The sequence below is a fragment of the Mycobacterium sp. genome (assembly GCF_004298145.1).
GTDB lineage: Bacteria > Actinomycetota > Actinomycetes > Mycobacteriales > Mycobacteriaceae > Mycobacterium.
On record NZ_SCRH01000030.1, the window covers coordinates 62,032 to 75,241 of the forward strand.

A 13,210-nucleotide genomic window follows, 5' to 3' on the forward strand; every position below is an offset into this window, starting at 1 on the left:
GCGCCGGGCGATGTCGATGAGCCCCTCGAGGTCGGGTCCGAGGACTCCGGGGACCGAAGTGTCCACAGCGCGCCCCCCCGCGTCACCCGGCCGGCCTTGGCATGGGGATTCATTCAGCGTAACTCGGGCAAGACGTTGGCGCGGTAGAAGTCGATGGCGGCGACCGGGTCGTCCTGGGGAAAGTGCAGGAAGGGGACGGCCCCGGCGTCGAGCACCCGCTGCACGGCGCCGATATGGGGGGCCGGGTCGGTGCCGACGGTCCAGCCGGCCAACACCTTGTCGATGGGGTTGGACTCGGCCGCGCGCTGGATCTCGACGGGATTGGGCTGGTCGACCGCACCGGCCGTGAAGCGCCACAGCGTGGCGGCGCGGGCCGCGTGGGCGTTATCGCCGACGACCGCGAACAGTTCGGCGCGTTTGCCCAAGGTGCCCACATCACGCCCGGCGGCCCGCGCGCCCGCACCGAAGGCCGCCAACAGTTTTGGGTCGGTCACATCGTGGGCCTGGGTGATCCAGCCGTCGCCGTACTGCCCGGCCAGTTTCGCGCTTTTCGGGCCGGCGGCGGCCACGAAGATCGGTGGCGGTGTGGCCGGGACGTCGTAGAGCTTCAACGAGTTCGTCTGAAAGTATCGTCCGGAGAAGGAAATTCGCGATCCACTCCATAACCGGCGGATCAGGTCGATCGCTTCGGCGAGCCGGTCGTGGCGCTCGGCGTAGTTGCCGTAGGCGTTGGTGGTGGCTTGTTCGTTGAGCCGCTCGCCGGTGCCGACTCCCAGAAACACCCTGCCCGGGTTGAGGATTGCCAGGGAGGCGAAGGCCTGAGCGACCGTGGCGGGGTGGTAGCGGTAGGTCGGACAGGTCACCCCGGTGCCGAACGAGACACGGTTGGTGGCGCCGCCGACCAGCGCCAGCGTGAGCCAGGGAAACATCGAATGGCCTTGGTTGTCCTGCCACGGTTGAATGTGGTCGCTGGCCCACACGTATTGGAAGCCGGCCTGTTCGGCCGCCTGAGCCTGTGCCACCAGCCGATCGGTGCGGAACTGCTCGTGGGAGAGCACGAAGCCGACGCCTTTTCCCGCCGGCGGGGGCGGGCCGCTGGACCCGCCGTGGTCGGCGCCCGGTTTCGCGCAGCCGTCGGACGCTCCGACGGACCCGAGCATGCCCGCGCCGGCGGCAACCCGCCCGAACGCTCGCCGCGAGATGCCGGTCACCCGGGTCGGCATACCCGCCGGAGTTCCCTCACACACCCGCTAGCCTGATGCGGATGACCCCACAGGTCCGCCCGGCACTCAAGGCCGACGTCCGCGAGCTGTCGCGCACCCTGGCCCGCGCGTTCTACGACGACCCGGTGATGATCTGGCTGTTTCCCGACCAGGGCAAGCGCACCGCGCACCTGTCCCGGTTGTTCGCCACGATGACCCGCCACCACCATCTTGCTCGCGGCGGCGTCGAGGTGTCCTGCCAGGACGCGGGTATCGGTGCCGCGGCGCTGTGGGATCCGCCCGACCAGTGGCAAGAGTCGCCCGCTGGGCAACTGGCGATGACGCCGACGTTCCTGCGGGTGTTCGGCCTGCGCTCGATGCGCGGCCGCGCGGTGCAGGAATTGATGAAGAGCGTGCACCCAGCGGAACCGCATTGGTATCTGGCGGTCATCGGCAGCGATCCGGCGGTCCGCGGTAAAGGCTTCGGTCAAGCATTGATGAGCTCGCGGCTGGACCGCTGCGACGCCGAGTACTGTCCGGCCTATCTTGAGTCGAGCAAGCCCGAAAATGTGCCGTATTACGAGCGTTTCGGCTTCACCGTCACCCGTGAGATCGTGCTGCCGGACGGCGGTCCGAGCCTGTGGGCCATGTGGCGGGCGCCGCGCTAGCGGGCCGACGGTTCGGCGGGATGAGCCGCGTTTAGCCACCCGATCCGGCGGGCAACCGTTTTGGCATGAGCGAGAACCCCCAAGCCGATGAACTGGTCGATCCCGCGGACTTTCCCGAAGAGGGCGGCCCGGGGGACACCCTGAACGCGAGCGAAGGTACCGACTCGGATGAACTGCGCAACGACGACGGCGACATCGTCGTCGATCCCCCCGAGGGTTGGAGCGAGGCCGATCGGTTCGGCGTGACCGCGAGGGAAGAACGGGAGGGCGAATCCCTCGACGATCGACTGGCCGCCGAGGAGCCCGATGTGCCCGATGCCATCGAGCCGGACGACGGCGGTCCGCGGCGCGCGCATCGGGGCCAGATCGACGGAACCCCGGAAGACGGCGATTCGCTGTACGACGTTGTCGATGAGTAAGTCAGTGCTCGCCTGTTTACTGCAGCCGACGTGATCAGGGGGTGCTTCGCCAGCCGGCGATGCCGGTCGCGATCATCCTCAACTGCTTGACGGCGAGACGCCGGATGTCCTCGGTCGCCTCGATGCTCTGCGAATCTTCGATGGCCTCCGCGATGACGATCATGGCGTTGACGAACAGGGTCGCCAGCACGTTGAGATCCTCGGTGGTCCACTTGTTCAGCCCCGGGAAACGCGCCAGGTCGGTGGCCAGCTCGGACGTGATCAGCCGGATCTCGGTGCGAATGGCGTACCGCAGGACGGACAGCCCGCTGTTGCGCTCGCGGCCGATCAGTCGCCAGTGCTCGCGCCTGTCGGCCACGCTGGCGACCAGGATCTCGACGGACGATTCAATCACCCGGTTCGGGTCGAGCTTGCCGGCGCGTGCGTCACGCAGGGTGTCACGCAGACTGCGGAACGACTCGTCGATCAGTACCAGGCCGAGAGCCTCCATCGACTCGAAGTGGCGGTAAAACGCCGCCGGCACGATCCCGACCTCGCGGGTCACCTCGCGCAGGCTCAGGCTAGAGAAGCTGCGGTCCTGGAGGAGCTTGAGCGCCGCGGCGATGATGGCGCGACGCGTCGCCTCCTTGCGTTCCTCGCGCGACTGGCTTTCCCGCGCGCGCTGGCGTCCGGAGCCGCGCACCCGTGAGGTAGGAGTACGGCTGTTCACTGTGTGAACCCTACCACATAAGGTCAGTAAACCCTTGACTACCCGGCTGTTGCAGTCGCACGGTGTACATATGTTCACTCAAACCGCTCAAGCTTCTGGCCGGGTCCTCGCTCGGACGCTCCGGCAACGCGTGCTGGGTTCAGAGCTACTAGACCTGCTGACCGGTCCGCACGGCGTCGATCGTTACACCGAATTGGTGGCACCGACGTGGACGCTGGGCGAAGCCCGCGCCAAAGTGACCGATGTGCGCCGGACCACGCCCCGCAGCATCACGCTCACCCTGACTCCCAACGACAACTTCCTGTCCGCCCACACCGTCAAGGCCGGGCAGTACATCAACCTGACCGTCGAGATCGACGGGCGCCGGCACACCCGCTGCTATTCCCCGGCCAATGCCGAAGGGGCGGCCACGCTCGAGTTGACCATCGGCCGGCACGGGGGCGGCCTGGTCTCGAACTATCTGTATGAACACGCCCGCCGCGGCATGGTGGTGGGTCTGGCCGGCGCCGGCGGCGACTTCACCTTGCCGGCGCGCGGACCCCAACGGCCGTGGCGGATCCTCTTCGTCTCCGGGGGAAGCGGGATCACCCCGGTGATGGCGATGTTGCGCACCCTGGTCGCCCAGGGGCATCCGGGCGAGATCGCCTTCGTGCACTACGCCCGCACACCCGCCGAGGCCTGCTACCGCGATGAGCTGGCCGCGATGCCGTCGGTGCGCGTGCTGCGCGGTTACACCCGCTCGGAGGGCGGCGACCTGGCCGGACGTTTCGGCCCGGAACACCTGGCCACCGCGATGCCGTCACCGGACGCGGTATTTGTCTGCGGGCCAACGGCTTTGGTCGAGGCAGTCAAAGCGCAATGCGACAACGTGCACACCGAAAGCTTCGCCCCGCCGGCCTTAGCGGTGCCAGCGGGTCCGTCGGGCGGGCGGGTCACGTTCTCCGACAGTGGCGTTGACATCGTCGACGACGGACGCCCGCTGCTGGAACAGGCCGAATCGGCGGGCCTCACTCCGGATAACGGATGCCGGATGGGCATCTGCCACACCTGCACGCGGCGCAAGACCGCCGGCACCGTGCGCAACCTGGTCACCGGTGCGGTCTCGACCGCTCCCGATGAGGACGTGCAGATCTGCGTGTCCGTTCCGGTCGGTGACGTGGACTTGTCCCTCTAACGCTTGGAAGGAAATACCATGATACAGAACAAAATAACCCTGACCCCCGAGCAGGCCGACGCATTCGGCCGTGAGCTCGACGCCATCAAGGAACGCGTGATGGCAGACCTCGGCGAAAAGGACGCCGACTACATTCGCCGCGTCATCAAGGCCCAGCGTGCGCTAGAGGTCGGCGGGCGCGTGCTGTTGTTCCTGCCCCCGGCCTGGCTGCTGGGCACCGGCATGCTCGGGGTCGCGAAAATCCTGGACAACATGGAGATCGGCCACAACATCATGCACGGTCAGTACGACTGGATGCGCGATCCGGCGATCTCCGGTCGCACCTTCGAGTGGGACACGGCCTGCCCGGCCGACCAGTGGCGGCACTCGCACAACTACATGCACCACACCCACACCAACATCGTGGGAATGGATCGCGACATCGGCTACGGGATCCTGCGGATGAGCGAAGACCAGCCGTGGCAGCCGTACTTCCTCGGCAACCCGATCTACGCCTTCCTGCTGATGGTGTTGTTCCAGTACGGCGTCGCGCTCCACGAACTGGAAACCGAACGCATCCGTTCCGGCGAGATCCGCCTCGAGGACAAGCGCGAGGTGCTCCGGGCCATCTGGAAGAAGACCCGTCGGCAGACACTCAAGGATTACGTCGCCTTCCCGCTGCTGGCCGGCCCCTTCGCGCCGTTCGTCTTCACCGGCAATCTGACGGCCAACCTGATGCGCAACGTGTGGTCGTACATGATCATCTTCTGCGGCCACTTCCCGGACGGCACACAGGAATTCACCGTCGAGGAAACCAAGGACGAGTCGCGCGGCATGTGGTACTTCCGCCAGGTCCTCGGCTCGGCAAACCTCACCGGCGGCAGGCTCTTTCATCTGATGTCCGGCAATCTGTCCCATCAGATCGAACACCACCTGTTCCCGGACATGCCGGCCCGCCGCTATGCCGAGGTCGCGCCCGAGGTGCAACGGATCTGCGAACGCTACGGCATCCCCTACAACCGCGGTCCGCTGCTGCGGCAGTTCGGCACCGTCGTCCGCAAGATTGTCAGGCTGACGGTCCCGGACTCGTGGGTGCACAAAGCCGGTGCCGACGAGGCCACCGAGCCCGAGCCGGTCGCAGCGTAACTCCACGCGGTCCGGGCATTGCCCCGCGCCGGGGCAGGGGGACAATGGGCTCCGTGGAATGGACCGGCGCGCGCTATGCGGATACCCCGACAGTGGAAGCCTCGACGTGGATCGACGCCGACCCGGCCCGGGTCTGGAGCCTGGTCTCCGATATCGCGCTCATGCCGGCGTTCAGCGACGAGCTGAAGGCCGTGGAATGGGCCGAGGGATCGGACGGCCCCCGGGTCGGCGCTCGCTTCGTCGGACACAACGAGCATGACGCGTTTGGGCAGTGGAGCAGCACCTCGCAGATCGTCGCCTGCGATCAGCCGCACGAATTCGCCTGGGCCGTCGGCGAACCCGACGATCCCGCGGCGAAGTGGCGATTCCGGCTGGCGCCCCGCGACGGTGGCACCGTCCTGAACTACTGGATGCAGATGGGGCCGGGACGCTCGGGGTTATCGGTGGCCCTCGAGTCGATGCCCGACAAGGAACAGAAAATCGTGTTCGTGCGGCTGCGCGAGTTCGAGGGCGCGATCGAAAAGACCCTGGCGGCGATCAAACGGCTGGCCGAGCACGGGGTGCATTGATGCGGACCGCCACGACGGTCGAGCTGTCCGGTGCCGGGAGCGAGGCCGCTGAGGTCGTGACGTTGGTCGTCGAGGCGGAGAAGCTGGGCCTCGACGTCTGCTGGGTGGCCGAGGCGTGGGGCGCCGATGCGCCGTCGGCGCTGGGCTACCTGGCAGCGCGGACCGAGCGGATACTGCTGGGTTCCGGCGTTTTTCAGGTCGGCACCCGGTCGCCGGTCATGGTCGCCCAGACCGCGATCACGCTGTCCAATCTGTCGAACGGGCGATTTCTGCTCGGTCTGGGTGCCTCGGGCCCGCAGGTGATCGAGGGCCTGCACGGTGTCTCGTTCAGCCGACCGCTGGCGCGCATCTCCGAAACGGTCGACATCGTGCGGCAGGTGTTCGCTGGCGGGAAAATCTCCTATGCGGGAAAGGAATTCGAAATTCCCCGGCCCGGTGGCGGGGCGGTGCCGATGCGTTTGTCGACCCGCGCCGAGCACGCCATTCCGGTGTACCTGGCCGCCCTGTCGCCGGCGATGCTGCGGTTGACCGGACGAGTCGCCGACGGCTGGCTGGGCACCAGCTTTGTCCCGGAAGGCGCCGGCGACGCCTACTTCGCCCACATCGACGACGGGCTGGCGGCGGCGAACCGTACGCGCGCCGATATCGACGTCTGCCAGGGCGCCGAAGTCGCTTTCGCCGCCGGCGAAGACGAGTTGCGGGGGATGGTCGCGGGTCGCAAAAAGGAGCTGGCCTTCAGCCTTGGCGGCATGGGATCGTCGAGCACCAATTTCTACAACCAGGCCTACAGTCGGCAGGGCTGGGCGGACGTCGCCGCCGAGGTCCGCGAGCGCTGGCAGCGCGGCGACCGGGACGGAGCGGCCGGCTTGGTGACCGACGAGATGGTGTTGGCCACCACGCTCATCGGGACCGAGGAGATGGTTTCCGCGCGCCTTGGGGTGTGGCGCGACGCCGGCGTGAACACCGTGCGGCTGTATCCCGCGGGCGACACGCTGGACGCCAAGCTGGCGACGTTGGGCCGGGCGATCGAGCTGGTCCAGCGGACCTAGGTCACCGCGGTGGGGGCGTCGGCCGTCTTGACGAGTTTCACCTCCGGGCGCTCCGGCACCCCGGCGGCGAGGAACCACCGGAAGGCCAGGTTGCCCTGCGGATAGCCCAGCGTGGTGAGGGAATTCGGGTGCGCCGTCTTTGCGCCGGACAGGACGATCGTCACCGAGCCGTCACTGTTGGCGACGGCGCTGTGGCCGTTGATTGAGCAGCGGGCGTCGGGGCCCTCCGAGGGGCCATAGGTGGCCATGAACTGGTTCCACACCACCATGTTCCAGAACCTGCACGCGGGCGGCCGATGGGTGATCACCAGCGCCTCGTCCTCGTCGAGCACGAAACTGCCGTAGGAGTAGCAGGCGTCGCGCGCCGACCAGCCGAAGTTGGCATCCGGTACCTGGTAGGGGTCGGCGAATGCGTTTGCCGCGTGGGCGGTTTCATGTCCGAGGGCGTGACTGTCGTCCAGCCGGTTCCCCACGGCCAGCGGCACGATGGCGAACATGGTGCGCAGCCAGGTCGCGACCGCCCGCAGGCGCGCGGCGGTCTCCGCGTCACCGTGCCGGATGGGCGCCGGCTCGTCGAGCGCCTCGATCCGCCAGACGACCAGGCGCCCGGTCGCAGGATCGGCCTGGTAGTCGCGGGTCATCAGCACGGCCGCGCCGGCCGTCGGGGGGAATTCGAAGGAGAAGTTGCCGTCGGCGTCGACGTCGAGGTCGCTGTCGCGCACGATCGCGACGACCCGGTCCGACCACGCCCCGAGTGACGGCTCGTTGTAGGCGGTGACCGAAAAGTACACGCTGTCACCCTTGTTCCCGCTGATGCGGTATCGACGCTCGGGATCAACCGGACAAATGAAGTAGTAGGCGTCGGTGTTGTCCCCGCCCCAGCGGCGGTCGCGGCGGAACGGAGTGTTGACCGCGACGAATTGCGGCCGACCGGGTTCGGGGAACAGGTAGGTGTCCAACGCCACGCCCAGGGTCGTGGCGAGCGTGCGGTAGCCGTCGGCGATGTGCCGGTCGTCGGTGACGGCGCGGTCGCCGGCCAAAAACGAGCGGTCCAGCTCGCCAAGGGTTTTCAGCAATTCCCGCCACGCGGTCGTCGATTCGTGCGTCATGCGCTGATTCCTTTCAGGAGCAACCGGGTGGTGCGATCGACCCACCCGTCATCGAGTTCGGTGACGCGGGTGAGCAGTGCCACCAGCGTGACGCCGGCGATGGTCTCGGCCAGTTCGGCCGCGGTCACGTCCGGCCGCACCTCACCACGGGCAGCGGCCGCCCCGAGCCAGTCGGCGAGGCCGCCGCCGATGACACCGGCGAAGCGCTCCAGCAGTGCCGAGTGCAGGCTCGGATCCGCGGCCATTTCGCCGATGAGGCCCGGCAGGGCGGCCTTGGCGGACGGCGTGGTGAGGAAATCCGTTGTGCGGCGCACCATCTCGCGCAGCCCGTCGGGTGTCGAGCCGGTTTCGGGGAGAGCGGTGCCGGCACCGATCGGGAACACCGCCTCGTGCACCAGATGTGCCTTGCTGGGCCAGCGGCGGTAGATGGCGGGCTTGCTGGTACCCGCCCGCTGGGCAATGGCGGAGACCAATAGCCCGGGATAGCCCGTCTCGGCGAGCAGTTCGACCGTCGCGCGTAACACCGCAGCGTCGATACGCGGGTCGCGGGGCCGGCCAAAATCAACAACCATTACGAAACTGAGAGTAACATAAGTCGCCGTGACCGATGCCGTTCGCTCCGTTTCCCTCGATGACCTGGCCGCACCCCGATTCAGTGCCGAGGGTCAGCAGATCCTCGACATGATGACCGCGATGGCCCCCGAGTGCCCCTTGGAGGCCGATGCCCTGCACGCCAAGGCCAGTGCGGACACCGGGCTGCGCGATTTCGGGCCCGACGACTACCGGGAACGCCTCGAGGTCTACCTCGCCGCCTTGCGCGAGATCGACGGTCTGCACGACGCCGGCGCGGTGAACTTCTACGGGCAACTCCTGCAGATCCTCAAAAACCGCTTGCTGCTGGCCGACCTGCTGAGGCGGCATCCCGAGATCAACGACATCGAATTGCGCTCGCCCGTGGTGATCGCCGGGTTGCCCCGCACCGGCACCACCCACCTGCACAACCTGCTGGCGGCGCCGCCCACCTTCCGCACCATGCCGTACTGGGAAAGCGTGGAGCCGTTCCCGTTGCCGAATGAGGTTGGCGCCCAACCGGATCCGCGGCGGATTCGGATGGACGTCGCGGTCGGGGTGATCAACATGGTGATGCCGCACTTCGCGCTCATGCACGAGATGACGACCGACCACGTCCACGAGGAGATCCAGCTGCTGGCCAACGACGTTTCCACGATGCTGCTGGAGACGCTCGCCGAAGTGCCCCGCTGGCGTGACTACTACCAGGCCCACGACCAGACGCCGCACTACGAATACCTGGCCACGCAGCTGCGGGCGATGCAGTTCCTGCGCGGGGGCCGGCGCTGGCTGCTCAAGTCGCCCCAGCATCTCGAACAGGTGCCGGTCCTGGATCGGGTCTTCTCCGACAGCATTGTCGTGTTCACCCACCGTGACCCCGTGCCGGTGGCACTGTCGATGATCGCGATGATCACCTATTCGGCGCGTATGCACCGCTCGCCCGTGCCGGTCGAGCAGATAGCCAACTCCTGGATCGACCGCCTCGAGACGATGCTCAGCGCGCTGGTCCGCGACCGCGACACCATCGGCCCGGACCGCTCCATCGACATCCGGTTCGACGACTTCATGGCCGACGAAGTTGGCGTTGCCGAACGGGTCTACACCCTGGCCGGCGAGCCCTTCACCGACGCGGCGCGCAACGCCATCGCCGATTACCTGGCCGGTCATCGCCGCGGCCGATTGGGCAACGCCGAAACGTCATACGAGATGTTCGGGCTGAACGAGGACGACCTGCGCGAGCGCTTCGCGCCCTATGTCGAGCGGTTTCTGGCCTAACCGTTTCCGAGCCGCTACCTTCTCAACACATGGTCACTATGCCCGAGCTGGACGGTGTCGAACACCGATACGTCGATCTGGGAAATGGCGTGACGATCCATGTCGCGGATGCGGGTCCGGCGAACGGGCCGGTGGTGATGCTGGTGCACGGCTTCCCCCAGAACTGGTGGGAATGGCGCGAGCTGATCGGACCGTTGGCGGCCGACGGCTACCGGGTGTTGTGCCCGGACCTGCGCGGGGCGGGCTGGAGTTCGGCGCCCCGCTCCAGTTACCGCAAGGACGAGATGGCCGACGATCTGGCCGGCGTGCTGGATCGGTTGGGCGTCGCGTCGGTCAATCTGGTGGCCCACGACTGGGGTGGGCCGGTCGCATTCATCATGATGCTGCGCCACCCGGAAAAGGTGACCGGATTTTTCGGCGTGAACACCTCGGCGCCGTTCGTGAAGCGCTCGTTGTCGATGCTGCGCAATGTCTGGCGATTCTGGTACCAGATCCCGATCTCGTTGCCGATCATCGGCCCCCGGGTGATCAGCTCACCGAACTCCCGGTTCGTCCACCTGCTCGGGTCATGGGTCGGTGGTGGCTACACGCTGCCCGAGGAGGACATGCGGCTGTACCTCGAATGCATGCGCCAGCCCGGCCACGCCGAGGCGGGCTCGCGGTGGTATCGATCGTTCCAGACCAAAGAGATGCTGGGCTGGATGCGCGGCGAGTATGACGACGCTCGCGTCGGTGTTCCCGTCCGATGGCTTTCCGGCACCGAAGATCCGGTGCTCACCCCGGATCTGCTGCAGGGATACGCCGAGCGCATCAGCGATTTCCAGCTCGAACTGGTCGACGGTGTCGGTCATTGGATCGTCGACCAGCGGCCCGAACTGGTCCTGGACCGGGTCCGCGCCTTCCTCAACGCCCAAACTTAGTTCGCGGTAAGGCCTTTCGGCGTGTCCTAGTCGACGCCGATGGTGACTTCCGTCGATTTGATGAACACGGACGCCGGCTGCCCCACCTTGAGCCCGAGGTCGGTCGCGGCGTCCTTGGTGACCGACGACGTCACGACCTGGTCGCCACCGTCGAGCGTCACCTTCACCACGGCCATCACGGCACCGATTTCGACGTCGGTGATCTTTCCCCTGAGCTGGTTTCGAGTCGAGAGCCGCATCGCAGAATCCTCCATGTCAGAACGGGCGTGTCTGCGATGAGCGTAGCCCCACCAAGCCCGGCCCGGAATGGCTTGTGACACTCCCGTTTACGGGAGCGGCCGCATCTAGTGTCGCGGACCGAGCAGGGCTACGGACGCATCCACGGCCGGTTCAACGATTCCTCGGACCGGCTTTCCGTCTTCGACCGCAAGTGCGGTCAGCTCCCGCAGCCCGCCCAACAGGATCACCGCCAGCGGCGCGGTCAACGGGGGCAGCTCCGCGCGCCGGAAACCCGGGCTGGCGCTGAGGTCGATCAACAGGTTGGACAACAACTGCAGCCCGCGGCGCTGCACCGGGCGGGCGGCGGCGCCGAGCGACGGCAGCTCCCGAATCCAGCTCAACGTGATGGCCGGCCGGGATTCGATGTGTCCGACGTAGGCCTCGACCGCCTGGCGGATCTGCGCGTGCCATTCGGCCTCGGGATCGACCGAGGCTCCGATGCGCTCGCCGAGCTTCTCGATATCGGTGCGCAGCAACTCCAGGAAGCACTCTTCCCGGCCGGCGAACTGGCCGTAGAAGGTGCGCTTGGAGGTGCGGGCGTAACGGACGATGTCGGCCACCGTGCTGGCGCGGTACCCGCGCTCGCCGATCGAGGCGGCCAGGCCGTCGAGCAACCGCAGCCGAAACGGGTCGACCTCCGCCAGATCCGGGGCGCCATCCGTTGCTGTCATCGCTGATGTCACGTCCGGCGCCTCCGTTCCGTTCGATACGCGTCTTGTCAGGGTTGGTACTTCAGAGTACCGTACTGGGAAAGGTTGCGGTACACCGTCGTACCACCCCGGTTCCCGGGGCCTGATATTGGGGAGCGTCACCGCCATGAGTGAACTGGTCACCGCCGCGCCGGCGTCCACCACGGTCAAGTTGCCCCCCGCCCCCCGCATCCCAAAAGCACTGCAGGGGCTGGGGTTTGCACTGTCGCGCCGAGGGATGATGGCGCGCCTGGCACGCCGTTACGGTGACGCGTTCACGTTGAATCTGCCGATGTACGGCCGCGTGGTGGTGGTCGGCGATGCGCAGCTGGCCAAGCAGATCTTCACCACCGGCCCCGAAGATCTCGGCAACATCCAGCCCAACCTGAGCCGGCTGTTCGGCTCCGGTTCCGTTTTCGCGCTCGACGGCGAGCCCCACCGCCGCCGGCGGCGGTTGCTGGCGCCGCCGTTTCATGGCAAGAGCATCAAAAACTACGAGACCATCATCGAAGAAGAGACGTTGCGGGAGATCGCCGGCTGGCCGGACGGCACGCCGTTCGCGACGCTGCCGTCCACGATGCACATCACGCTGAACGCCATCCTGCGCGCTGTCTTCGGGGCCGAAGGCACCGAGCTCGATGAGCTGCGCCGGCTCATCCCGCCGTGGGTCACGTTGGGCTCGCGCATGGCGACGGTTCCCAAACCCCAACGCACATATGGCCGCTACACCCCGTGGGGACGGCTCGAAGACTGGCGCCGCCGATACGACGCCGTGATTGACAAGCTGATCGACGCCGAGCGCGCGGATCCGGATTTCGATGATCGCGCCGACGTGCTCGCGCTGATGCTGCGCAGCACCTACGAGGACGGTTCGACCATGTCGCGCAAGGATATTGGCGACGAACTGCTCACGCTGCTGGCGGCCGGGCACGAAACGACGGCGGCGACGCTGGCCTGGGCGTTCGAGAGGCTGACGCGGGATCCCGATGTGCTCGCGGCCCTCGCCCGGGAGGCGGACGAGGGCGGCAACGAGTTGCGGCAGGCGACCATCCTGGAGGTCCAGCGGGTAAGGACCGTCATCGATTTCGCGCCGCGCCGTGTCTACGCGCCGAGGTTCCAACTCGGCGAGTGGGTCATTCCGCGGGGATGCTCGATCATCGTGGGAATCGCCCAGATCCACGAGGATCCCGCCGTCTTCGCCGACCCGGAGCGTTTCGATCCGCAGCGTTACCTCGGAACCAAGCCGTCATCGTTCGCGTGGATCCCCTTCGGCGGCGGGACCCGCCGCTGCGTGGGGGCGACGTTCGCCAACATGGAAATGGATGTCGTGCTGCGAACGGTGTTGCGCCACTTCACAATCGAGACGACGAGCGCGCCGGGGGAACGCCGGCACTGCCGGGGAGTCGCCTACACACCGAAAGACGGTGGGCGGATCGTGGTGCGCCGCCGCTGA

The 13,210-nt window shown here is 67.2% G+C and carries 15 protein-coding genes; 9 read left to right on the top strand and 6 right to left on the bottom strand.

What is annotated here, in order from left to right:
• Nucleotides 1-113: 113 nt before the first annotated feature.
• On the bottom strand, nt 114-1,211 hold the full coding sequence (locus EPN51_RS10705) for a F420-dependent hydroxymycolic acid dehydrogenase (RefSeq protein WP_293042288.1): 1,098 nt from the start codon (nt 1,209-1,211) through the stop codon (nt 114-116).
• Nucleotides 1,212-1,264: 53 nt separating this feature from the next.
• On the opposite strand from EPN51_RS10705, the gene EPN51_RS10710 reads away from it, so the two are divergent.
• Together EPN51_RS10710 and EPN51_RS10715 are read left to right on the top strand one after the other, a co-directional pair.
• The gene (locus tag EPN51_RS10710; protein ID WP_293041792.1) at nt 1,265-1,870 is read left to right on the top strand and encodes a GNAT family N-acetyltransferase; all 606 of its coding nucleotides are present in this window, start codon (nt 1,265-1,267) and stop codon (nt 1,868-1,870) included.
• Nucleotides 1,871-1,935: 65 nt separating this feature from the next.
• The gene (locus EPN51_RS10715) at nt 1,936-2,289 is read left to right on the top strand and encodes a hypothetical protein (protein ID WP_293041794.1); all 354 of its coding nucleotides are present in this window, start codon (nt 1,936-1,938) and stop codon (nt 2,287-2,289) included.
• A 34-nt stretch (nt 2,290-2,323) separates the two neighbouring features.
• Here EPN51_RS10715 and EPN51_RS10720 read toward each other — a convergent pair whose 3' ends face one another.
• Nucleotides 2,324-2,971 (bottom strand): TetR family transcriptional regulator, encoded by a 648-nt coding sequence (locus EPN51_RS10720; protein ID WP_293042291.1) that lies wholly within the window; start codon nt 2,969-2,971, stop codon nt 2,324-2,326.
• Nucleotides 2,972-3,068: 97 nt separating this feature from the next.
• Between EPN51_RS10720 and EPN51_RS10725 the strand changes: the two genes are divergently transcribed.
• The 4 genes from EPN51_RS10725 to EPN51_RS10740 are packed head-to-tail and all read left to right on the top strand — an operon-like array spanning nt 3,069 to nt 6,915.
• Nucleotides 3,069-4,172, top strand: coding sequence for a ferredoxin reductase (locus EPN51_RS10725; protein ID WP_293041796.1), 1,104 nt, complete (start codon nt 3,069-3,071; stop codon nt 4,170-4,172).
• A gap of 18 nt (nt 4,173-4,190) precedes the next feature.
• Nucleotides 4,191-5,297: an acyl-CoA desaturase gene (locus EPN51_RS10730; protein WP_293041798.1), complete on the top strand. Its 1,107-nt coding sequence runs from the start codon at nt 4,191-4,193 to the stop codon at nt 5,295-5,297.
• Between the two features lie 44 nt (nt 5,298-5,341).
• Nucleotides 5,342-5,866 (top strand): SRPBCC family protein, encoded by a 525-nt coding sequence (locus EPN51_RS10735; RefSeq protein WP_293041800.1) that lies wholly within the window; start codon nt 5,342-5,344, stop codon nt 5,864-5,866.
• Nucleotides 5,866-6,915 carry an LLM class flavin-dependent oxidoreductase gene (locus tag EPN51_RS10740; RefSeq protein WP_293041802.1) on the top strand — a complete coding sequence of 350 codons (1,050 nt, stop codon included), beginning with the start codon at nt 5,866-5,868 and terminating at the stop codon, nt 6,913-6,915. The genes EPN51_RS10735 and EPN51_RS10740 overlap by 1 nt, the downstream gene beginning before the upstream one ends.
• Here the strand turns inward: EPN51_RS10740 and EPN51_RS10745 are convergent.
• A complete protein-coding gene (locus EPN51_RS10745) occupies nt 6,912-8,024 on the bottom strand; it encodes a DUF1214 domain-containing protein (RefSeq protein WP_293041805.1) in 1,113 nt (370 codons plus the stop codon). The genes EPN51_RS10740 and EPN51_RS10745 overlap by 4 nt on opposite strands.
• Complete coding sequence (locus EPN51_RS10750; RefSeq protein ID WP_293041808.1) at nt 8,021-8,596, bottom strand: TetR/AcrR family transcriptional regulator; 576 nt, start codon at nt 8,594-8,596, stop codon at nt 8,021-8,023. The genes EPN51_RS10745 and EPN51_RS10750 overlap by 4 nt, the downstream gene beginning before the upstream one ends.
• Before the next feature lie 28 nt (nt 8,597-8,624).
• Here EPN51_RS10750 and EPN51_RS10755 point away from each other — a divergent pair, with 28 nt between their 5' ends.
• Entirely contained in the window at nt 8,625-9,869 is a 1,245-nt protein-coding gene (locus tag EPN51_RS10755) for a sulfotransferase (protein WP_293041811.1), read from the top strand.
• A gap of 29 nt (nt 9,870-9,898) precedes the next feature.
• Nucleotides 9,899-10,789 (top strand): alpha/beta hydrolase, encoded by an 891-nt coding sequence (locus EPN51_RS10760; protein ID WP_293041815.1) that lies wholly within the window; start codon nt 9,899-9,901, stop codon nt 10,787-10,789.
• A 26-nt stretch (nt 10,790-10,815) separates the two neighbouring features.
• Here EPN51_RS10760 and EPN51_RS10765 read toward each other — a convergent pair whose 3' ends face one another.
• Together EPN51_RS10765 and EPN51_RS10770 are read right to left on the bottom strand one after the other, a co-directional pair.
• Complete coding sequence (locus EPN51_RS10765; RefSeq protein WP_293041818.1) at nt 10,816-11,028, bottom strand: TOBE domain-containing protein; 213 nt, start codon at nt 11,026-11,028, stop codon at nt 10,816-10,818.
• Nucleotides 11,029-11,133: 105 nt separating this feature from the next.
• Entirely contained in the window at nt 11,134-11,739 is a 606-nt protein-coding gene (locus EPN51_RS10770; protein ID WP_293041821.1) for a TetR/AcrR family transcriptional regulator, read from the bottom strand.
• Between the two features lie 145 nt (nt 11,740-11,884).
• Between EPN51_RS10770 and EPN51_RS10775 the strand changes: the two genes are divergently transcribed.
• On the top strand, nt 11,885-13,210 hold the full coding sequence (locus EPN51_RS10775; RefSeq protein ID WP_293041824.1) for a cytochrome P450: 1,326 nt from the start codon (nt 11,885-11,887) through the stop codon (nt 13,208-13,210).